We start from the raw sequence: 21,118 nt of genomic DNA on the forward strand, positions 1-21,118 counted from the left end.
GCGGTGTCGGTGACGACGGCGGCGGTGACGGCGGTCGGGCGGGTGCCGCCGGAGACCACGCAGCAGGCGGTCGGCTACCCGGCGCTGTTCGTGCTGGTCGCCCTGGGGGCGCTGGTGCCGGTGGTGCCGACGGGGGCGCTGGTGAGTTCGGCGGCGGTGGTGGCGTTCCATCAGCAGCAGCCGCCGGTGGGGGTGCTGGCGGTGTTCGCGGTGGCCGCGGCGGCGGCGTTCACCGGGGACGTCGCCCTGTACTGGATCGGGCAGCGCGGGGTGCGGTCCCCCGGCGGCTCCCGGTGGGTGGAGGCGCTGCGCGCCCGGGCCGCGCCGGAGCGGCTTGCGCAGGCCCGGCGGCGGCTGGACGAGCACGGGGTGCTGGTGCTCGTGCTGTCCCGGCTGGTACCCGCGGGGCGCATCCCGGTCATGGTGGCCTGCCTGCTGGCGCACCTGCCGCTGGGGCGGTTCGCGCGGGGCGACCTGCCGGCGTGCGTGGCGTGGGCGGCGACGTACGGGCTGATCGGGATCCTGGGCGGGGCGCTGTTCACGGAGCCGTGGCAGGGCGTGGTGGCGGCGGTCGCGCTGGCCCTGCTGGTGAGCGCGGCGCCGGCGGTATGGCGTCGGCTGCGGCCGCGGCCGCGGGAGGCGCGTTAGCGGGACGGTCACCAGGCGCGGGACGCCCCCACGGGCAGGTCCCACAGGTCGCCGCGGTCCAGGCCGGCGCGGGCCCAGGCGGCGCGGGCCCGGTGCAGGGGCTCCATGACCGGCTCGGCGGACAGGACGAACGTGCCCCAGTGCATCGGCGCCATCCGGCGGGCCCCGACGTCGCGGCAGGCCTGCACGGCCTCCTCGGGGTCGGTGTGGACGTCGCACAGCCACCAGCGGGGTGCGTAGGCGCCGATCGGCAGCAGGGCCAGGTCGATGCCGGGGTGGCGGCGGCCGATCTCGGCGAACCAGCGGCCGTACCCGGTGTCGCCGGCGAAGTACACCGTGCGCGGGGTCGCGGACCGGGTGTCGGTGAGGACCCAGCCACCCCACAGGGTGCGGCAGGTGTCGACGGGGGACCGCTTCGACCAGTGGTGGGCGGGGACGAAGTCGAAGCGCACACCGCGCAGTTCCGCGGCCTCCCACCAGTCGAGCTCGGTGACGCGGGTGAAGCCGCGGCGGCGGCACCAGCGGCCGAGGCCGGCCGGGACGAAGAGGGGGGTGTGCCGGGGCAGCCGCCGGAGGGTCGGGGCGTCGAGGTGGTCGTAGTGGTTGTGGCTGATCACCACCGCGTCGACGGGCGGCAGGTCCTCCCAGCGGATCCCGACGGGGGTCATCCGGGGCGGGGTGGCGAGGATCCGACGGGACCAGACGGGGTCGGTGAGGATGGTCAGCCCACCGGTCCGCACCACCCAGCTGGCGTGTCCCGCCCAGGTGACGCAGGCGGTGCCGGGGGCGAGGTCGGGGAGCGGACCCGGCGCGTAGGGCAGGTCGGGGATGCCGCGCAGGCCTTCGGGGCCGGGCCGGAAGACGCCTTCACGGGCGAGCCGGGCGTAGGCGCGCAGCCCGGGCAGCGGAGTGGTCAGCCGATCGGCGAACGACCGCGGCCACCTCCGCCGCTCCCCCACGGGCCGCAACCCGCCGACCCCGCGCCGGGCGGCCGCCGGCGTGACGGGCACCGGCGCGGTCGGGCCCGAGCTGGCGGGGGACGGCGGGACCGCGGGCGGCGGGGCGGACGTCGGGGGGACGTGGGCCGGTGGGGCGGCGGCGCGGGGGTGGTCCCTCATCGAGAAGTCTCCGCTCGTCGTGTCGGTCGGCGTGGGACACGGTCAGCCGGCCAATCCGGCCAGGACCGCATCGAGCTGGTCCAGGCAGGCGCGTATGTGCGGGAGTTGGAGGGGGTCGGGGGCGGTGAGCGCGGCGAGCCGTTCCTGCGGGTCGGCGCCGAGCAGCGGGCCGGTGGACAGGCGGACCCGCAGTTCGCCGAGCTCGTCGGCGAAGCGTTGGCCGCCGGGGGTGGGGGCGCCGAGTCGGGCACCGAGCCAGTCCTCCAGCTCCATGGCGTCGCCCACGCCGTGGCGGGCGAGTCCCGGCCGCAGCGGTGTCAGGTCGGCGTACACGTGCCGCCCGGCCTGTGGCGGTCGGGCCAGGGCTCCGGCGGCGAGCAGACGGCGGTGGACGGCGGCGGCGACGGTCCCGTGCAGGGCGGCGGCCGCGCGGGCGCGTTCGGCGACGGCGGCGGGTTCGCGGAGGGCGTGGGCCGCGGCCGCGGCGACGGGGGCGGCGACCAGGGCGCCGGTGGCGGCGAGGACGTCGAGGGTGCGGGCCCGCAGCCAGGTGCCCTGCGCGGTGTCGGGGAAGCGGGCGACGGCGGCGGGCCAGCCGGCGGGCAGCAGGGCTCCGGACAGGTCGAGGAGGACGGCGGCCCGGTCGGGCAGCATCTCGGCGGGGCTGAGGACGAGGGTGTCGTGCGGCCGGTGCACGGTGTCGCGCCAGCTCTCGTCGCTGATGACGAAGAGGTCGGCGGTGACGGCGGCCTCGCAGGCTTCGAGCAGCAGCTCGGGCGGCGGCACGGTCGCGGTCGGGTCGTCGGCCACGGACAGCAGCAGCACCCGCGGGTCGCCGCCCTCGGCCCGCACCCGGCGTACGGTTTCGAGCAGGGCGTACGGGTCGGGCACGCCCCCGCACTCGGCCGGCGTCGGCACGTGGTACGCCCGCCGCCCCAGCAGCCGGACCTGCGGGGTCCACCAGGCCGGGCACGGCCGGGGCAGCAGCACGTCGCCCCCGTACGCGCCGACCAGCGCGAGCAGCAGCGCGGGCCCGCCGGGCGCGGCGGCCACGTGTTCCGGATCGACGGCGAGGCCGCGGCGCCGCCAGTGCCGGCACGCGGCCTCGTGCACGGGTGCGCCGCCGCCCGGGGGCTCGGGGGCGGAGCGCTCGGCGGCCGCGGCGAGCACGGCGGTCAGCTCCGGCGGCACGGGCAGGCCCTGCGGGGGCGGGAGCGGCCCGAACCGGACCGGCCCCCGGCCCTCCGCCGTGCGCCGCATCCCCTCCACCTGGCCCTGCCTTCCCCGGCTCGTCCTGACGTGCCGGTACCGCTCCGCAGACCGACCGACCATGCCCTTTATACGATTCTCCGCCGGATTTCGCCCGTTCTGTCAGCCCTTCCTGCCGACCAGGGCCAGCAGCCTGGTCTGGGCGTCGGCACCCGGCGGGACCTCCAGCGGCGCCGCGAACATGCCGCTGGCGGCGAGCCCGTCCGCGTACGGCATGACCTCCTTCAGGGAGAACTCGACGAGCCCGACGGGCAGCCGGTCGTCGGCGCCGATGGCCCGCGCCAGGTCCCAGGCGTGCACGACGCAGTCCGCGGTCAGCTCCGAGCAGTACGCCGTCCCCTTCGCGGGCCCGTACGACAGCGTGACGGTGCGCTCCAGCGCGCCGGGCGCTGCGAACGCGGCGTGCGCGGCCCCGGCGGCCCGCTCCCAGGCGGCGACCGGGTCGTCACCGAGCACGTCGCCGGCGAACCGGTCGCCGATCTCGGCGACGGTGCTGCCGTCGGTGACCAGCGGCGGGATCCACAGTTGCTCGCCGGTGACGTGGTTGACGAGGTCGCGCACGTTCCATTCCGTGCACGGGGTCGGGGCGCCCCACTGGTCGTCCTCGACGGCGCGCACGTGTTCCCCGAAGAGCCTGAGCGCGGCGGCGTGCTGTTCGAGCAGCGTCTCCGGCATGGGTCTCACCGCCTCCTGCCGTGGGCGTGCTCCCCTCCAAGCCACTCTCCTCGCCCCCGCTGCGCCACGCCACCCAAGGGCGGGCGGCGCGGCGCGGCTTGCGGGCGGAGGTGCGGCGGGGGAGGCCGGCGCCGTCGGCAGGGCCGTCGTCGACCGGTCAGCCCGGCGGGCGCATGCGGAAGTCGTACGCCGGGGGGAGGGGGCGGTCGGTGATGCGGGACCAGACCTCCGCCAGGATCTCGTCGCCCTCCCGCAGGTCCGGGAGTTCGAAGCCGTCCTCGAAGACGCGGCGGGCCGCGGCCATGTGGCCCTCCTCCGCCAGCAGCAGCGCCGCCAGCAGTCGGAAGCGGGGCTGTTCGCGCAGCGCGGGGCTCAGCCGGTCCCACACCGAGCGGGCCTCGGCCGGGCGGCCCGTCTCCAGCAGGGCGGTCATCGCCTCCCGGCCGAGGGCGGATTCGGCGGCCTCCCAGGCGGCGTCGCCGCGGCTCTCCCGGGCCAGGTCGGCGAAGGCCTCCGCGTAGCGGCGGGCCCCGCGCACGGGATCGCCGGCCAGGGTGTCGGCGGCCGCCAGGCAGCGCAGCAGCGGCCAGCGCGAGGCGGCCCGGGGGAGACCGCGCTCCCAGCTGCGGACGGCCTGGGCCACGTCGCCCGCGTGCCACTGGGCCACGCCCAGGTGGTACTCGGTCAGCGGGTCGGCGGGGGCGGTCTCCAGCGTGTCGCGCCAGTGCGGGGCGACCAGGCTGGGCCCGGGGGGCGCCGGGGGCGCCGCGCGGTCCGGGGCGGGGAAGGCCCCGCTGCGCCACAGCTCCAGCCAGGGCTGCTGCTCCTCGCCCAGGTCGGCTTCCGCGAAGGGGGTTCCGGGGAGCTTGTGGCCGCCGCACAGGACCTCCAGGGCTCCCCAGCCCGAGCCGCGGGCCAGCCGCTCCCCCGGCTCGGCGTCGGCCGTGTCGCGCCAGGCCGCGTACGCCTCCTCGACCCGTTTCCGCGGCAGGGCCGCGTCCAGGGCCCGGCCCGCCTCGGTGCGGGCCGCCGCCCAGTCGGGGCCGTGCACGGCCGCCGGGTCCGCGGTCAGCGGCCCGTACGCCTCCAGCCAGCTCAGCTCCGCCCCGGCCTCCAGGCGTACGTGTTCCAGCTGGGTGCGGGCGAGCCCGGCCTGGATCTCGGCGTAGCCGCCGCTGCCCGGCTCGGTCAGCCAGTCCTGCCAGCGCCTGCCGCCGGTTCCGGCGCCCCACACGAAGAGCTTGCGGCCGCGCAGCACGGCGGTGGAGGTCTGGGCGAGGCCGCTGCCCGAGGCGTCGAGGGCGGCGATCCAGGGGCGGGTCCCGGTCCCGCCGGCGGGGTCCACCTCGTAGAAGAAGTCCGCCGCGTACTCGCTGCGCAGCGGGTACGTGCGGTCGACGCCCTGCCATTCGGGGACCGGGACGCGGCGCAGGGCGCGCTCGTACCCGTAGCACCAGGCTTCGTCGGCCGGGGCGAGGACGCGGGTGCCGTGGTCCTCGGGGACGGCGGTGTTGGACCACCAGTAGACGGGCGCGGGCCGCTCGTGCGGGTTGCGGACGCGGACGGCGGCGTAGAGGAACGCGGAGTCGTCCGGCAACCACAGGTCCACCTGGAACGGCAGGTCGCGCAGCCGTTCCCATTCCCACAACCGGAGCATCACCCCGCCGTCCGGCGCGGGTACGGTCGCCGCGTGCAGCGGGGCACAGGAGAGGGTGGTGTGGCCGGTGGCGCCGATGTTCCATTCGATGCCGCCGGAGAACCAGGCCCCGTTGAGGGCGAAGTTCGCGGGCTGGAACACCGGGTTGCGGTAGAGCAGTTCCCGGCCGGTGGGCAGGTGGACGAGGGAGTGGACGCGGCCGCCGAGGCCGGGCAGGACGGTGGCGCGCAGGTGGGCGTTCTCCAGGAGGATCGCCTCGAAGTCCCGCTCCCGGCGCTGCCGTCCGTACCCGTCGCGGATGCGGACGGGCAGCAGCGAGCGCGGGGGCGCGTAGCCGGCCTGCCGGGCCATGTCGCGCGGCAGGCCGGCCCGGGCGCGCTCGTCCAGGACGTGGACGCCGGTGGGCGCACCGAGCGCGGGCAGCGGGTTCTCGGGGCCCAACGGGGCGGCGGGCAGGGTCAGTACGGCACGGCGGACGGTGGTGGCCATGGAGGAAATGGAACACGCCACGGCGGCCGGTGCACAGGGGTTCCGCGGATCACCACCGGTCAGGATTACGCAAAGCCGTGGCCCGGGCCGTCACTCGAAGGCACCGGCGACGAGGTCGGCGAGCAGCGCGCCGGCCCGCGCGTCGGGATCGAGGTCCGGGTCGTAGATGGTGACGTTGAGACCGACGCACCGCGGGGAGCGCACCAGCTCCCGCAGCAGCGCGGCCAGTTCGCCGGGGAGGAGTCCGCCGGGGTCGGGGCTGTCGACGGCGGGCATCACCTCGGGGTCGAGGACGTCGGCGTCCAGGTGCACCCAGAAGCCCTCGGTGACCGGCGGGTGCAGCCCGTCCAGCGCGGCCCGGGCGACGGCCTCGGCCCCGCGGGCGCGGATCTCGCCGACGGTGGCGGTGCGGATGCCCGCGGCCCGCAGCTCGGACAGGTCCGCGTCGCCGTCGCGCAGCCCGAAGAGGCGTACGTCCTCGTCCCGCAGGTAGGGGCCGAGGCCCTCCAGGTCGGTGAGGTCGGCCTGTCCCCGGCCGGTGGCGAGGGCGAGCTCCTCCCCGCCGGCGGCCCCGACCGGACCGTTGACGGCCTCGTTGCCGGGGTGGCGGAAGTCCGCGGAGCCGTCGATCGCGGCGAGCCCGTAGCGGCCGAGGCGGCGCAGGGCAAGGGAGGCGCCGAGCTGGATCGAGCAGTCCCCGCCGAGCACGACGGGGAACTCCCCGGCCCGCAGGTGCTTCTCGATGCGGTCGGCGAGGGTGACGGTGTACGCGGCCAGCTGCTCGGCGTGGAACACCCCGTCGCCTTCCTGCCAGGCGCCGCGGTCGTAGCGGGGCGGTACGACGACCCCGCCCTCGCGGGCGCTGAGCCGGGCCAGCAGGCCCTGCTCGCGCAGGGCTCCGGCGAGCTTGTACACGCCGGGCACGGTGCCGGGCGCGGGCGGGCGCAGCCCCAGGTTGGAGGGGGCGTCGAGGAGTACCAGGTTTCGCATCTCCTCATCCTGCGCCATGGCGGTGGAGGGGCGCAGGAGTGCCGGCCGCGCCGGGCCGGGTCATCTCGGCGGTGATCGCCCAGCGTTCGTGGTCGCGCCAGGCCCCGGCCACGAAGAGGAAGTCGGGCGACAGCCCCTCCAGCCGGAAGCCGCGGCCCCGGACGAGGGCGATGGAGGCGGCGTTGCCGGGCTGGATGTTGGCTTCCAGGCGGTGCAGGCCGAGACCGGACGGCTCGTCGGCGAAGGCGTGGCCGACGACGAGGCCGAGTGCTTCGCCGAGGAGCCCGCGCCCGGCGGCGTGCGCGAAGGCGCCGTATCCGAGGGCGCCGCACAGGAAGGCTCCGCGGACGATGTTGTTGACGTTGACGAATCCGGCGATGGCGCTGGTGGCGAGCTCACAGACGAGGAATCCGGCGCGGCCGTCGCCCTCGGCCAGGCGGGCCGCGTACGGCTCGTACTCCTCGAGGGTGGCGGGCGGGAACAGCCAGGGGTGGTGCAGGTCCCGGCTCTCGCGCACCCGGGCGGTGAACTCGGGGCCGTCCGCGGGCCGGAAGGGGCGCAGCCCGACGCGCTCCCCCTCGGCGACGTAGGTGGAAATTCGCATCGTGCCAGGCTAGATCGTGTGTGATCATCCCGCGGTGATCACCCTCCCGAACACCGAAGAACTCCTGCGCGCCGCCGCCCGCAACAACGCCGCCTGGTGCGCGGCGGTCAGTGCCGGCGGCGCGTTCGGCGCGGACGCCTGGACCAGTGCGCGCCGCACCCCGCCCTACTACCCGGACGCGGTGACCCTGACCCGGGACGTCGCGGTGGCCGCCCTGGTCGCGGCCCTGGACACGGATTCCCCCGGCTGCTCGGTCAAGGACAGCTTCGCCGTGCTGGACCTGGCCCCGCAGGGCTTCGAGGTGCTCTTCGAGGCGCAGTGGATCCACCGCCCGGCGGCTACGGCCGCGCCGGTACGGACGCCGGCGCCGGCACTGTCGTGGTCGCGGGTCGGGGACGCCGCGGAGCTCGACCGGTGGGAGGCCGCCTGGGGCGGGGAAGGCGGCTCGGGGCTGTTCCACCCGGCGCTGCTGACCGGGGACGTCGCCTTCCTCGCCGGGCGGAACGCGGACGGGCGGATCCTGGCGGGGGCCGTCGCGAACGCGGCCGCCGGCGTGGTCGGGGTGTCGAACGTGTTCGCCGCCGACGGGGTCGGGGACGACGAGGCCTGGGCGGGCGCCCTCGCCGGGACCGCGGAGCTGTGGCCCAGGCTGCCGGTCGTGGGGTACGAGCACGGGGAGGACCTCCGCACGGCCCTCCGGCACGGCTTCGCCGCACTGGGCCCGCTCCGCGTCTGGCTGCACACGGCCTGAGCACCGCCCGGCGCCGAGCACCGCTCTACGCGGGCGCCGCCCGGCCGGGCGGCGCCCGGCCCCGGATCGGGCCGTCAGCTGGTGTCCAGGCGGAGCGGTGGCACGTCGGTCCGTTCGATGCCGAACACCCGTGCGTACAGGGCGAGTTCCGCTTCGAGGGCGCGGACCATGGTGTCGGACCGGCGGAAGCCGTGCCCCTCGCCCTCGAAGGCCAGGTACGCGTACGGGACGCCCCGCCCGCGCAGGGCGGCGAGCAGCCGCTCCGCCTGGGCGGGCGGGCAGACCGGGTCCTCCAGGCCCTGGAGCAGCAGGAACGGTGCGGTGATCCGGTCGGCGAGGGCCACCGGGGACCGCTCGCGGTCGCGTACGGCGAGGGTCTGCGGCGGGCCGGCCAGGGCTTCGACGTAGCGGGACTCCAGGTCGTGGGTCTCCTCGGCGAAGCCCCGGAGGTCCAGGACGGGGTAGCGGATGGCGGCGCACGCGTACAGGTCGGTCGCGGCGAGGGACGCCGCGGCCGTCCAGCCGCCGGCGCTGCCGCCGCGGATGGCGAGCCGGTCCGGGTCGGCGGTGCCTTCGGCGGCCAGGGCGCGGGCCACCGCCGCGCAGTCCTCGACGTCGACCACGCCCCACTGTTCGCGCAGCCGCTCCCGGTAGGCGCGCCCGTAGCCGGTGGAGCCCCCGTAGTTGACCTCGGCGACGCCGATGCCGCGGGAGGTGAAGTACGCGATGTGCAGGTCCAGTACGGGCGGCACGTGGTCGGTGGGGCCGCCGTGCGCCCAGATGACGTACGGGGGCAGTTCGTCGGCGGGGGCCCGGCGCGCCGGGTGGTGCGGCGGGTAGACGTGGGCGTGGATCTCCCGGTCGTCGGGGCCGAGGAAGGTGCGGGTCTGGGGTTCGGGGTAGTGGGCGGGGTCGATCGGGTCGACGCCGGCGGCGCCGACCACGCGTGCGTGACCGCTCTCGGCGTCGAGTTCCACCACCTCGTAGGCGCTGCGCGGGCTGGCCGCGACCCCGTAGACCCGGTGGCCGTGGGCGGCGAGGGTGGGCTGCCAGGCGGTCCAGGGGCCGGCGGCGTCCACCAGGTCGCCGCTCTCCGGGTCGAGGACGCCGAGGACGGAGGAGCCCTGCCCGTGCAGGACGGCGACGAGCCCGTCGGGCAGCGGGGCCAGCCAGCTCAGGCCGGGCTTCCACAGCGGGCCGCCGAACTCCTCCTCGCGCGGGCACAGGTTGACGGCCGCGCCGCTGTCCGGGTCGACCCGGTACGGGTTCCACCAGCCGCTGCGGTCGCTGACCGCGAGGAGGCTGCCGTCGGTGCCCCACTCGACCTGGGCCACGGCCTCCTCGGGCCCGCCGAGGACGGTGCGGGCGCCGGTCAGGGTGCCGGCGGCGGCGACGGCGGCGAGCCGCAGCTCGGTGCCGTCCCAGGGCATCCGGGGGTGGTCCCACACCAGCCAGGCCGCGTGCCGCCCGTCGGGGGACAGCCGGGGCCCGGTGGTGAAGCGGTGCCGGTCGTCGGTGAGCTCCCGCACGCGGGAGCGGTCGCCGGCGGCCGACCCGTCCAGCGGTACGGCGGCCAGCACCCGGCGGACGTCGGTCGGCCCCGGCCCCGTGAACTCCTCCAGGACGCACCACACCTCGGCGCCGCGCAGCACCGGGTCGGCCCAGCGCAGCCCCCCGCCGACGGGGGAGAGCGGGGTGAGCGGGCGCGGGGCGGGGCCGTCGGGGGCGTCCGGCTCGTATGCGTACATCCGCTGGTCGGCGAAGTGGACGAACACCACCAGGGGGCCGCCGGCGGGCCGTTCGGTGCCCGCCCAGGGGCGGCCGCCGTATTCGGTGACCCGGCTGCGGACGTTCCACGGGGCGGGCAGGGCCTCGGCGGCCGGGCCGCCGGCGGGCCGGCGCACCAGGGTGCGGCGGCCGCCCTCGGCGGGGCGGGGCTCGGTCCACCACACCTCGGGGCCGATGGTGCCGACGTACTCGGGCCGGCCGTCGAGGGAGGCGGCGAGCCCGGCGTCGAGGGGCGAGGGCCAGCTCCCGTACGGTTCCTGCGCGGCCGCGGCCGGGGCTGCAGCCGGGGCTGCGGCGCCGGCCGCCGGGTCCGGTCGGGAGGCCTTCACCGGCTCCCCATCACAGCGTCCGCAGCGCGTGGTCGAGGACGCGGACGCCGAAGTGCAGGGCGTCGACGGGGACCCGCTCGTCCACGCCGTGGAAGAGGGACCAGTAGTCGAAGCCGGGGGGCAGTTTGAGCGGGGAGAAGCCGTAGCCGGTGATCCCGAGGCGGGAGAACTGCTTGGCATCGGTGCCGCCGGCCATGCAGAACGGCACGACCCGCCCTGCCGGGTCGAAGCGCTCCACGGACTCGCGCAGCACGGCGAAGGTCCGCCCGTCGACGGGGGCTTCGAGGGCCACCTCGCGGTGGTGGAACTCCCAGGTGACGTCGGGTCCGGTCAGCTCGTCGAGGGTGGCGAGGAACTCCTCCTCGCCGCCGGGCAGGATCCGGCCGTCCACGTACGCGGTGGCGGTGCCCGGGACGACGTTGAGCTTGTAGCCGGCGTCGAGCATCGTCGGGTTGGCGCTGTTGCGCAGGGTCGCCTCGACGAGGGCGGCGGCCGGGCCGAGCTTGGCCAGGAGCTCGTCGAGGTCGGTCCGGCCGTCGCGCGGGTCGACCGCGAGGCCCTGCAGGGCGGCGAGTTCGGCGATGCAGGCGGCGACGGTGCCGGTGAGGCGGACCGGCCACCGGTGCTCGCCGATGCGGGCGACGGCGGCGGCGAGCCGGGTGACGGCGTTGGCCGGGTGGGGCTTGGAGCCGTGCCCGGTGGTGCCGCGGGCGGTCAACTTCAGCCACGCGGTGCCGCGTTCGCCGGCGGCGACGGGGTAGAGGGGCTGCCGGGGACCGGTGTGCACGGTGAAGGCGCCGGATTCGCCGAGCCCTTCGGTACAGCCCTCGAAGAGGTCGCCGTGGTGGTCGGCCAGGAAACCGGAGCCGTCGACCGCACTGTCCTCCTCGTCGGCGGTAAAGGCGATCACGATGTCCCGGCGGGGGGCCGCGCCTGCCCGCGCCCAGGCCCGGACGACGGCCAGCACCATCGCGTCCGTGTTCTTCATGTCGACGGCGCCGCGCCCCCAGACGACGCCGTCGCGGACCTCCCCGGAGAAGGGGTCGACGCTCCAGTCGGAGGCTTCGGCCGGGACCACGTCCAGGTGGCCGTGGACGAGGAGGGCGTCGGCGGAGGGGTCGGTGCCGGCGATCCGGGCCACCACGTTGGTGCGGCCGGGGGTGCGTTCGAGGAGTACGGGCTCCAGCCCGGCGGAGGCCAGCAGTTCGGCTGCGTACTCGGCGGCGGGGCGCTCGCGGCAGTCGCCGCCGCCCCGGTTGGTGGTGTCGATGCGGATGAGCCGGGAGGTGAACTCGACGACCTCGTCGAGGGCCGCCCGGTCGACCGGGGACCCGTCGGCCCGGTGCTGGGGCGTGGCTACGGACATGTCAGCCATACTGCTCCTCCACGGCCGAGGAGACGACCGTCGTGACCGTCTTGAACGTCCGGATCCCCTCGTACATCACATCACTGGTGTACGCGACCCGGCGCTCCCCGCTGCGTTCGACGCCCGGGACCAGGGTGGCGTACGCCGCCAGGTGCTCGGCGTCGAACTCCAGCTCCACCGTGTACGGGCCGCCGGGCACGGGGTCCCGGCGCACCGCGAGGGCGGCGGCCTGCTTGGCGGCGGCCCGGATGTCGGCGGCGGTGCGGGCGGGGGTGCGGCAGACGGCGGCGTAGCGGGAGACGTGGTCCTTGACGGCGACGGTGACCGCGTCCGGGGCGTACACGGCGGCGTCCCGGCAGGTCAGGTCGTCCCCGGTGACGAGGACGACCGGCACCCCGTACTCGGCGACGACGTGGGCGTTGAGCAGGCCCTCGCTCGCGCGGACGCCGTTCAGCCAGACCCCGGTGATGGTGTTGGGGAGGTAGGTGTGGGCGAGGACGCCCTCGGTGCCGGCGCCCGTGTGGTAGCCGATGAAGGCGACCCCGTCGACGTCGCCGTGCTGGACGCCCTCGACCATGGACAGGGTCTTGTGCCGACCGGTGATCATTTCGGCTCGCTCGTCGAGTTGTTCGAGGAGCAGGTTCCGCATGGTCCAGTGGGCCTCGTTGATGAGGACCCGGTCGGCGCCGCCGTCGAGGAAGCCGAGCACGGCCGCGTTCACGTCGGAGGTGAACATCGGGCGGCAGCGCTCCCACTCGGGGGTGCCGGGCAGGACGTCGGCGGGCCAGGTGACGCCCGTGGCGCCTTCCATGTCGGCGGAGATGAGGATCTTCATCGGGCCCCCGGAGGTCGGGTGCGCGCACGGCGCGGCGGGCGGCGCGGACGAACGCGTACGACCCCGTCCACGCGGGTCTCCACCCTAGCTTTCCGGGCCCTCCGCGGCCCGACGGGCGCGCCCGGGCGCCACCGGAGCGGCGGCGCCCGGAATCCACCCGAACCGGTGAGGCCGTACCCCGGCCCCACCGGCAACGGCGGGGCTCAGGCCTCGACTTCGCGGGCCAGGTTCTCCAGGACGGCGTCGTAGATCCGGCCGAGGCCCTTGGGAGCGAAGGTGCGTTCGAAGAAGCCGCCGATGCCGCCGGCGCCGTTCCAGACGGTGGTGACGACGGCCTTGGCCTTGCCCTCACCGGCCGGGGTGACGAGCCAGGTGGTGACCATGGAGGAGTTGCGGTCCTTCTCCACGAGCTGGCCGTCGGTGGGCTCGGTGACCTCCAGCAGGCAGTCGCGCACGCGCTTGCTGGTGGCCTGGAGCTTCCAGTGGACGAGGGTGCCCTCGCCGTCGCCGCCCTCGCGCACCTCGTACTCGCTGAAGTGCTCGGGCAGCAGCTTGCCCCGGGTACCGGTGTAGTCCGCCAGCGCGTCGAACACGGTGTCCGCGTCCGCGGCGATGATGCGCTCCGTGGTGGCCTCGACCTGCGCCATAGCTGTTCCTCCAGCAGTTGTGTTGCCTCGTCGGCGGCAAGCCAACCACTTCGGGGGCGGCGGCCCAAAATCGGGCCCCGGGGTCACCGGACGTCCGTACGGAGCCGGGCGCGTGCGGTGTCGAACAGCCGGGTCTGTTCGGCGGGCCCGCCGGAGACCGCCCCCCTGTCGACGAACGGCTGGTGGACCTGCCCCGCGGCGCCGGCGACGAACAGCTCGACCCGTCTGCGGGGCCCGCTCTGGCCGCGTCCAGCGGTGACCCCGGAGGAGACCACCGATCCGGGGAGGCCGAAGACGGCCAGCAGCAGCCCGGCGACGGCGGTCGCCGCCGAGACCACCGCCGCCGCCTCTCGCGGCCGGTGCCCGGCCGCGCACGATCATGGGAACGTTTGTTCTATTCTCGGGGCCGGGAACGACCGAGGGAGGAGTGCCATGCGCTGGGACAACCTGACCGGGGACGAGGGAGCCCGCACGGACGGGGCCGCCGGGCCCGCGGGACCCCTCGCGCTGTTCGGTGCCGACTCCGTCACCACCCGCACCTTCGACACCCCCGAGTTCCGCGGGATCACCTTCCACGAGGTCCGCGCCCGCTCGCTCCTCAACCGGGTGCCCGGCGCCTCGCGGATGCCGTTCGAGTGGACCGTGAACCCGTACCGCGGGTGCAGCCACGCCTGCGTGTACTGCTTCGCCCGCAAGACGCACGCCTACCTCGACCTCGACACCGGCCTCGGCTTCGACTCGCAGATCGTCGTCAAGACCAACGCCCCCGAGCTGCTGCGCCGCGAGCTCGCCTCGCGCCGCTGGACCGGCGCGCACATCGCCATGGGCACCAACGTCGACTGCTACCAGCGCGCCGAGGGCCGCTACGGGCTGATGCCGGGGATCATCGAAGCCCTGCGCGACCGTGCCAACCCCTTCTCCGTCCTCACCAAGGGCACGCTGATCCTGCGCGACCTGCCCCTGCTCCGGCAGGCCGCCGAGGTGACCGAGGTCGGCGTCTGCGTGTCCGTCGGGTTCACCGATCCCGGCCTGTGGCGGACCGTCGAGCCAGGGACCCCCTCCCCCGCCGCCCGGCTCCGGGCCGTCCGCACCCTCACCGACGCCGGGATCGGGTGCGGGGTGCTGATGGCGCCGGTGATCCCCTTCCTCTCGGACTCCGCCGAGCAGCTGCGGGCCACCGTCGCCGCCGTCGCCGCGTCCGGCGCGACCTCCGTGACACCCCTGGTACTCCATCTGCGGCCGGGGGCGCGCGAGTGGTTCACCGCCTGGCTGGGTCGGCACCACCCGCACCTGGTCGGGCGGTACGCGCGGATGTACGCGGGCGGGGCGTACGCGCCCACCTGGTACCAGCGCCGGATCACCCGCCAAGTCCACGAACTCGCGGCGGAATTCGGCATCGGGCCGGCCCGGCGGGGCGCGGCCCGGAAGATCGTACTGCCGGAGCGGCCGGCCGGGCCCGCGGACGCAGGTCCGGCGCAGCTCACCCTGCTGTGAACACCGGCGGCACTTGAACAGCCGTCAACCCCACCTCATCCCATCGGGCCAATCGAGGGCCCAATCCCGCCTTCCGCGCCGCGTTTCCGGGACGATTCCGCCCAGAACCCTCGGCTGGGAGGCCCCATGACCCGTCCTTCGAAGAAGCGCGCCGCCGTCCTGCTGTCGATCGCCACCGCCACCGCCGCCGCGGTGGCCAGCCAGCTCGGGGCCGCGCCGGCCCCCGCGGCCGCCGCCACCGCCCGCGCCGCCGCGTCCGCTCCGGCGACCGCGCTGCGCTGGACCGCCTGCGCCACCAGCCGCTACCCGACGCTGCAGTGCGCCTCCCTCAAGGTCCCCCTCGACCACGCCCACCCGGCCGGGCGGCAGATCACCCTGGCCCTCACGCGCGTCCCGCACACCGCCGCCAGGAGCCAGGGCCCGCTCCTCGTCAACCCCGGCGGCCCCGGCGGCAGCGGCCGGGGCCTGGCCCCGTACATCGCCTCCGCCCTGCCGAAGGACGTGGCCGCCGAGTACGACGTGATCGGCTTCGACCCGCGCGGGGTCGGCAAGAGCGAGCCCGCCCTCGACTGCAGGACCGGCCACTTCAACCCCGTGCGCCCCGACTCCGTGCCGTACACCCGGCAGACCGAGCAGGCCAACCTGGACCGGGCGCGGGCCTTCGCCGAGGCCTGCCAGGCCAAGCACGCGGACGTGCTGCCGTACATCGACACCGTCTCCACCGCCCGCGACATGGAAGCGATCCGCACCGCGCTGGCCGCGCCGAAGCTCAGCTACTTCGGCTACTCGTACGGCACCTACCTGGGCGCGGTGTACGCCAAGCTGCACCCGGGCCGGGTGCACCGCATGGTCCTGGACTCGGTCGTCGACCCGGGCGGCGTCTGGTACGACGACAACCTGGCGCAGGACCGCGCCTTCGACGCCCGCCACAAGGCGTTCCTGGCCTGGGTGGCCGAGCACGACGCCGAGTACCGGCTGGGCACCGACCCGGCCGCGGTCGAACAGCGCTGGTACGCCATGCGCGCGGCGCTGCGCGAGGAGCCGGCCGGCGGCAAGGTGGGGCCGGCGGAGCTGGAGGACACGTACATGCCGGGCGGCTACTACAACGGCTACTGGCCGAACCTGGCCGAGGCCTTCTCCGCGTACACCGTGGAGGGGAACGCCAAGCCGCTGGTGGCCGCGTACGAACGCTTCGGGGCGGTGGAGCCCTCGGCGGGCAACGGGTACAGCGTGTACACGGCGGTGCAGTGCCGGGACTCGGCCTGGCCGAAGGACTGGAACACCTGGCGGGGCGACATGTGGCGGACGCACGCCCAGGCGCCCTTCATGACCTGGAACAACGCCTGGTACAACGCGCCGTGCGCGTTCTGGAAGACCGAGCCGCTCCGGGCGCCGGACGTGACCAACGCCGACCTCCCGCCGGCGCTGCTGCTCCAGGCCACGCAGGACGCGGCGACTCCGTTCGGCGGCGCCCTGACCATGCGGGACAAGCTGAAGGGCGCGGCGCTGGTGGTGGAGGAGGGCGGCGGCAACCACGGCGTCTCGCTGAGCGGCAACACCTGCCTGGACGAAAAGGTGTCGGCCTACCTGCGCACGGGCGAGGCGGCGGACGCGACCTGCCCGGCCCAGCCCGAGCCGAAGCCGACGTCCGCCGGCCGCGCGGCCGCACCCTCGGCGGGCGGCGCGGCACTGCACGGGCTGCTGGGCTTCCGCAGCTGACCCGCCCGGCGGCCGGGGCGGGCGGGCTGGCCGGAAGCCCGCCGCTGCCGGCATGATCATCGACCATGACCGACAACCACCTCACCCGTATCGCGGCGCCGGAGGGCGTCGCCCCCTGCACCGGCTACGCCCACGTGGTCCTGGGGACCGGGACGTTCGTCGCCGTGTCCGGCCAGTGCGCGTTCGACGGGCAGGGCGGCGTCGTCGGGGTCGGCGACCCCGCGGCGCAGGCCCGACAGGTCTTCGAGAACCTGCGCCGGTGCCTGGCCGCCGCCGGGGCCGGCTTCGACGACGTCGTGAAGCTGACCTACTTCGTCACGGACATGGCTAACCTCCCGGCCCTGCGGGCGGCCCGCGACGCGGTGGTCGCCCCGGACCGCCTGCCGGCCTCCTCGGCGGTACAGGTCGCGGCCCTGGTCCACCCGGACCTCCTCATGGAGGTGGAGGCGTTCGCCGTCGTCCCGGAGCCCGCCGGGCCCTGACGGCCGCCGTCAGAGCAGCGCGCGCAGGGCCCGGGTGGCGGCCACCGCCAGGCGGGGATGCGCCTGGGCGCGCGTGAGGACCTCGCGGGCGCTCGGGTCGGAGAGCGCGCCCAGGCCCTCCACGCAGGCCAGGGCCACCCGCCAGTACGGATCGTGCGGCACGAGCCGCCGGGACAGGGTGCGGATCAGGGCCGGGGCGGACTCGGGCGCGCGGAGCAGCACGAGGAGCCGGACGGGCTGGAGGGCGTACGCGGTGCGCAGCTCGTTGGTGGCCAGCGTGGCGGCCGCGCGGGCGGTGCGCGGGTCGCCGAGCGCGGCCAGCGCCTCGGCGGCGGCCGCGCAGCGCGCCGGGTCGCGGTGGTTGAGCAGCAGGACCAGCGGCTCGAAGGCGCGGCGGTCGCCCGCCAGCCCCAGCCGGTACGCGGCCAGTTCCCGGGCCCACAGCGGCAGCCCGGCCGACAGCAGCGAGGCCGCGAGCGCGTCCGGGTCCGCGTCGAGCAGCTCCCGGTAGCGGGGGGAGCCGTCCGCTTCGGCCCGCAGGCGTTCCAGTACGTCCCGACCGTGCTGTCCGTCGCTCACGCGGCCCACCCTAGGGGCTGCCGGGCCGGCCCGTGGCGCGTTCTTCCGTACGGGCTCCCCTCCCACGGCCGGGGCGGCAGCGGGGGTCCGACGCCGCACCGACCGGACCGTCCCCCACCGGCGTCCCGGCCGGCGGTCCGCGCGAACGGGCGCTGCGGCGGGCGGCGTACGTCACACCCGCCGTCTCCTCCGCGCTCTGGCCAAGGAGTTACCGACGAGTTAGTCTCACTGCAACACGTACGGAGCCGGCCTGGTGACGCAGCCGCCTCGTGCAGTCGGTCCGGTACCCAGGTACCGCTCGCACCACCCGTACCGCCAGGTACCGCACGCAGCATGCGGCCGCCAGCCGTCCGCGCACTGCGCTCACGCACGGCGTGGCCCCGGGACAGGGCCCGCCGCTCTCCGCTCCGCCCCGCCCCATCACGGCACCCTGTGCGGACGTCTCCCGTTCTCCCGTTCTTCCGGCCGCGCGTCGTGCGCCGCGCGCCGCCCCAGTCGTCACCCTCATCCACTGGAGTCCCGCGATGGACCTTCCGTCCACGTCCAGTCAGTCCACCCTCCAGACCATCGCCGTCGTCGGCCTCGGCACGATGGGCACCGGCATCGCCGAGGTCCTCGTCCGGGCCGGCCGCGAGGTCATCGGCATCGACAGCAGCGAGGGCGCCACCCGCCGGGCCACCGCTTCCCTCGCGGCCGCCACGGCCCGCTCGGTGGCCCGCGGCCGCCTCACCGAGGAGGAGCGCGAAGGCGTCCTCGCCCGGCTGCGGACCTACACCGAGCTGGAGGCCGCCGCCGGCGCCGACCTCGTCATCGAAGTCGTCCCCGAGGACTACGAGCTCAAGCACCGGATCTTCACCGAGCTGGACGTGATCGTCCGCCCCGACGCGATCCTGGCCACCGGCACCAACGCCCTGTCGGTGACCCGGCTCGCCGCCGAGTCGCTGCGCCCCGAGCGCGTCCTCGGGCTGCACTTCTTCAACCCGGCGCCCGCGATGAAGCTCGTCGAGGTGGTCTCCAGCGTCCTGACCGCCCCGCCGGCCGTGGAGGCCGTCACCGCACTCGCCCGCGACCTGGGCAAGGAGCCGGTCGCGGTCGGCGACCGCCCCGGGTTCGTCGCGGACGGCCTGCTCTTCGGCTACCTCAACCAGGCCGCCGCGATGTACGAGTCGAAGTACGCCTCCCGCGAGGACATCGACGCGGCGATGCGGCTCGGCTGCGGTCTGCCCATGGGCCCGCTCGCCCTGCTCGACCTGATCGGCGTGGACACCGCGCGGACCGTCCTCGACGCCATGTACGCCTCCTCCGGCGACCGGCTGCACGCCCCGGCCCCGATCCTGGGCCACCTGGCCGAGGCCGGGCTCACGGGGCAGAAGTCCGGGCGCGGCTTCTACACGTACGCGGAGCCGGGCAGCTCCGAGATCGTCCGTGACGCGCAGACCCCGCTGGAGGGGGGCCGGCTCGGCGAGGGCCGCCCGGTCTCCTCGGTCGGCGTGGCCGGCTCGGGCACGATGGCGAGCGGCATCGCGCAGGTCTTCGCGCAGGCCGGCTACGCGGTGGTGCTGGCCGCCCGCAGCCCGGAGAAGGCCGAGGCGGCGAAGGCCGCCATCGGGAAGTCGTTGGGCCGCGCGGTGTCGAAGGGCCGGCTGACCGAGGAGGCCGCGGCCGAGACGCTGGCGCGGATCACCCCGGCCGGGTCGCTGGAGGCGTTCGCCGAGGTCGACCTGGCCGTGGAGGCCGTCGCCGAGGACCTGGCGGTCAAGCAGGAGCTGTTCGCGACCCTGGACAAGGTCTGCAAGGCGGGCGCGGTGCTCGCCACCACGACCTCCTCGCTGCCGGTGATCGCCTGCGCCCGCGCGACCTCGCGCCCGCAGGACGTGATCGGCATGCACTTCTTCAACCCGGCGCCGGCGATGAAGCTCGTCGAGGTGGTCCGGACCGTCCTGACCTCGGACGACGTGCACGCCACGGTCCGTGCGGTCTGCACGAAGGTGCGCAAGCACCCCGTCGACTGCGGTGACCGGGCCGGCTTCATCGTGAACGCGCTGCTGTTCCCGTACCTGAACAACGCGATCAAGATGGTGGAGCAGCACTACGCCACGCTCGACGACATCGACGCGGCGATGAAGCTGGGCGGCGGCTACCCGATGGGGCCGTTCGAGCTGCTCGACGTGGTCGGCCTGGACGTCTCCCTGGCCATCGAGAAGGTGCTCCACAAGGAGTTCCGCGAGCCCGGCCTGGCCCCCTCCCCGCTGCTGGAGCACCTGGTGGCGGCGGGCTGCCTGGGCCGCAAGACCGGCCGCGGATTCCGTGAGTACGCCCGCCGGTAAGCCGCCCCCGGCCCACGGGGCCCCCGATCCGGATGCGTGGGGAGGGCTGCTCGGGTCTGCCGCACCCTCACGGCGGGCCGTTCCCTCCGAGCCCAGTGCGGGCCCTCCCCCGCATCCGTCCCCGTACCGCCCCCCTCAGGCGCGCGCCCCGGCGCGAATGAAGTACTTTCGCTCTATGTCCCAGTCCGCCAAGACCTCACCCCGCGCCGCTGCGGCCTCCGACGCCCCGGAGAGCGCGGCCGGCAGCAAGGCGGCCGCGCAGCGGCTGAAGATGCGCCGCGAGCTCGCCGCCGCCGCGATGGAGCTGTTCGCGACCAAGGGGTACGAGGCCACGACGGTCGACGAGATCGCCGCGGCCGCGGGAGTGGCGCGCCGGACCTTCTTCCGGCACTTCCGGTCCAAGGAAGAGGCGATCTTCCCGGACCACGACGACACGCTGATCCGGGCCGAGGCCGTGCTGGAAGTGGCCCCGGCGCACGAGCACCCGCTCGACACGGTGTGCCGCGGGATCAAGGAAGTGATGAAGATGTACGCCGCCTCCCCGGCGGTGTCGGTGGAGCGCTACCGGCTGACCCGGGAGGTACCGGCCCTGCGGGAGCGGGAGATCGCCTCGGTCGCCCGGTACGAGCGGCTCTTCACCCGCTACCTGCTGGCGCACTTCGACGAGACCGAGCCCCACGACGGCAACGACGACCCGCTGCTGGCCGAGGTGGCCGCCTCGGCGGTGGTGACGGCCCACAACCACGTGCTGCGGCGCTGGCTTCGGTCCGGCGGCCAGGGGGACGTGGAGGCGCAGCTCGACCACGCCTTCGCGATCGTGCGCAAGACCTTCGGCACGGGCATCGGTGCGGGCCGGTCCCTGACCTCGGCGCCCGCCCCCTCGGCGGCGGCTCCGGCGGCCGCGGTCCGCGCACAGAACGAGGTGCTGGTGGCGGTGGCGCGGACGGACGCCCCGCTGGAAGAGGTCATGCGGACCATCGAAGAGGCCCTGCGCAACACCCAGCCACCCGGCGCGGGGTCCTGAGCCACACGAAGAACCCCACGAGGCGACGCTCGTCACAGCGGCCGCTCCCTTCTCGGGAGCGGCCGCTTTCGTTTGTCCGAGTTGCCCCTACTCACCGGTAACTCTGATCGATCATCGCTCATCTGCGCAGGTCAATCGGCAAATGAGAGAAAGTTTTGGCACGCGGTGCCTTGCTGAGTGACACGGGGTGCCATACGTTGAATCTCGTCCGGATGTCCCCGCGGTCCACGCCCACTCGGCACGGAACGCGCCCCGGACGCCTGCGTCACCAGGCACCCGCGCGCCGCACCACCGGCGCCGCCCCGCACCACCACTGCGCCGGACCGA

General features: G+C 75.6%; 19 protein-coding genes. 7 read left to right on the forward strand and 12 right to left on the reverse strand.

Annotation, left to right across the window (positions count from 1 at the left end):
- The first annotated feature begins 9 nt into the window (after window positions 1–9).
- On the forward strand, window positions 10–648 hold the full coding sequence (locus tag ACSHWO_RS06835; protein WP_385805022.1) for a DedA family protein: 639 nt from the start codon (window positions 10–12) through the stop codon (window positions 646–648).
- An 8-nt stretch (window positions 649–656) separates the two neighbouring features.
- On the opposite strand, the gene ACSHWO_RS06840 is transcribed toward ACSHWO_RS06835, so the two are convergent.
- The 6 genes from ACSHWO_RS06840 to ACSHWO_RS06865 form a co-directional block, all read right to left on the reverse strand.
- The gene (locus ACSHWO_RS06840; RefSeq protein WP_438310442.1) at window positions 657–1,766 is read right to left on the reverse strand and encodes an MBL fold metallo-hydrolase; all 1,110 of its coding nucleotides are present in this window, start codon (window positions 1,764–1,766) and stop codon (window positions 657–659) included.
- A gap of 42 nt (window positions 1,767–1,808) precedes the next feature.
- Window positions 1,809–3,026 (reverse strand): aminotransferase class I/II-fold pyridoxal phosphate-dependent enzyme, encoded by a 1,218-nt coding sequence (locus tag ACSHWO_RS06845; RefSeq protein WP_438310443.1) that lies wholly within the window; start codon window positions 3,024–3,026, stop codon window positions 1,809–1,811.
- Between the two features lie 111 nt (window positions 3,027–3,137).
- On the reverse strand, window positions 3,138–3,710 hold the full coding sequence (locus ACSHWO_RS06850) for a TIGR03086 family metal-binding protein (RefSeq protein WP_438310444.1): 573 nt from the start codon (window positions 3,708–3,710) through the stop codon (window positions 3,138–3,140).
- Between the two features lie 157 nt (window positions 3,711–3,867).
- Window positions 3,868–5,856, reverse strand: a complete 1,989-nt coding sequence (locus ACSHWO_RS06855; RefSeq protein WP_438310446.1) for a DUF5107 domain-containing protein — start codon at window positions 5,854–5,856, stop codon at window positions 3,868–3,870.
- Between the two features lie 90 nt (window positions 5,857–5,946).
- Window positions 5,947–6,846, reverse strand: coding sequence for an arginase family protein (locus ACSHWO_RS06860; RefSeq protein WP_385804896.1), 900 nt, complete (start codon window positions 6,844–6,846; stop codon window positions 5,947–5,949).
- 4 nt (window positions 6,847–6,850) lie between these two features.
- On the reverse strand, window positions 6,851–7,450 hold the full coding sequence (locus tag ACSHWO_RS06865; RefSeq protein WP_361092063.1) for a GNAT family N-acetyltransferase: 600 nt from the start codon (window positions 7,448–7,450) through the stop codon (window positions 6,851–6,853).
- Window positions 7,451–7,487: 37 nt separating this feature from the next.
- On the opposite strand from ACSHWO_RS06865, the gene ACSHWO_RS06870 reads away from it, so the two are divergent.
- Window positions 7,488–8,201: a hypothetical protein gene (locus ACSHWO_RS06870; RefSeq protein ID WP_438318966.1), complete on the forward strand. Its 714-nt coding sequence runs from the start codon at window positions 7,488–7,490 to the stop codon at window positions 8,199–8,201.
- 74 nt (window positions 8,202–8,275) lie between these two features.
- On the opposite strand, the gene ACSHWO_RS06875 is transcribed toward ACSHWO_RS06870, so the two are convergent.
- The 5 genes from ACSHWO_RS06875 to ACSHWO_RS06895 all read right to left on the reverse strand — a co-directional run bounded on the left by ACSHWO_RS06875 (window position 8,276) and on the right by ACSHWO_RS06895 (window position 13,504).
- A complete protein-coding gene (locus ACSHWO_RS06875) occupies window positions 8,276–10,318 on the reverse strand; it encodes a prolyl oligopeptidase family serine peptidase (protein WP_438310447.1) in 2,043 nt (680 codons plus the stop codon).
- Between the two features lie 10 nt (window positions 10,319–10,328).
- On the reverse strand, window positions 10,329–11,684 hold the full coding sequence (locus ACSHWO_RS06880) for a M20/M25/M40 family metallo-hydrolase (protein ID WP_438310448.1): 1,356 nt from the start codon (window positions 11,682–11,684) through the stop codon (window positions 10,329–10,331).
- 1 nt (window position 11,685) lies between these two features.
- Window positions 11,686–12,519, reverse strand: a complete 834-nt coding sequence (locus tag ACSHWO_RS06885) for a M55 family metallopeptidase (RefSeq protein ID WP_361092054.1) — start codon at window positions 12,517–12,519, stop codon at window positions 11,686–11,688.
- 203 nt (window positions 12,520–12,722) lie between these two features.
- Window positions 12,723–13,166 (reverse strand): SRPBCC family protein, encoded by a 444-nt coding sequence (locus ACSHWO_RS06890; protein WP_361092051.1) that lies wholly within the window; start codon window positions 13,164–13,166, stop codon window positions 12,723–12,725.
- 83 nt (window positions 13,167–13,249) lie between these two features.
- The gene (locus tag ACSHWO_RS06895; protein WP_438310450.1) at window positions 13,250–13,504 is read right to left on the reverse strand and encodes a hypothetical protein; all 255 of its coding nucleotides are present in this window, start codon (window positions 13,502–13,504) and stop codon (window positions 13,250–13,252) included.
- A gap of 94 nt (window positions 13,505–13,598) precedes the next feature.
- Between ACSHWO_RS06895 and ACSHWO_RS06900 the strand changes: the two genes are divergently transcribed.
- The 3 genes from ACSHWO_RS06900 to ACSHWO_RS06910 all read left to right on the forward strand — a co-directional run bounded on the left by ACSHWO_RS06900 (window position 13,599) and on the right by ACSHWO_RS06910 (window position 16,861).
- Window positions 13,599–14,660, forward strand: a complete 1,062-nt coding sequence (locus ACSHWO_RS06900) for an Rv2578c family radical SAM protein (protein ID WP_361092048.1) — start codon at window positions 13,599–13,601, stop codon at window positions 14,658–14,660.
- A 126-nt stretch (window positions 14,661–14,786) separates the two neighbouring features.
- On the forward strand, window positions 14,787–16,379 hold the full coding sequence (locus tag ACSHWO_RS06905; protein ID WP_438310451.1) for an alpha/beta hydrolase: 1,593 nt from the start codon (window positions 14,787–14,789) through the stop codon (window positions 16,377–16,379).
- A gap of 65 nt (window positions 16,380–16,444) precedes the next feature.
- Window positions 16,445–16,861: a RidA family protein gene (locus ACSHWO_RS06910; protein ID WP_438310452.1), complete on the forward strand. Its 417-nt coding sequence runs from the start codon at window positions 16,445–16,447 to the stop codon at window positions 16,859–16,861.
- Between the two features lie 9 nt (window positions 16,862–16,870).
- Here ACSHWO_RS06910 and ACSHWO_RS06915 read toward each other — a convergent pair whose 3' ends face one another.
- On the reverse strand, window positions 16,871–17,440 hold the full coding sequence (locus tag ACSHWO_RS06915; RefSeq protein WP_438310453.1) for an adenylosuccinate lyase: 570 nt from the start codon (window positions 17,438–17,440) through the stop codon (window positions 16,871–16,873).
- Window positions 17,441–17,964: 524 nt separating this feature from the next.
- Here ACSHWO_RS06915 and ACSHWO_RS06920 point away from each other — a divergent pair.
- Window positions 17,965–19,767 (forward strand): 3-hydroxyacyl-CoA dehydrogenase family protein, encoded by a 1,803-nt coding sequence (locus ACSHWO_RS06920; protein ID WP_438310454.1) that lies wholly within the window; start codon window positions 17,965–17,967, stop codon window positions 19,765–19,767.
- A 175-nt stretch (window positions 19,768–19,942) separates the two neighbouring features.
- Window positions 19,943–20,791, forward strand: coding sequence for a TetR family transcriptional regulator (locus ACSHWO_RS06925; protein WP_438310455.1), 849 nt, complete (start codon window positions 19,943–19,945; stop codon window positions 20,789–20,791).
- Window positions 20,792–21,118: the final 327 nt, after the last annotated feature.

Source organism: Streptomyces pallidus (ex Mingjun et al. 2026) (genome assembly GCF_051550185.1).
GTDB lineage: Bacteria > Actinomycetota > Actinomycetes > Streptomycetales > Streptomycetaceae > Streptomyces.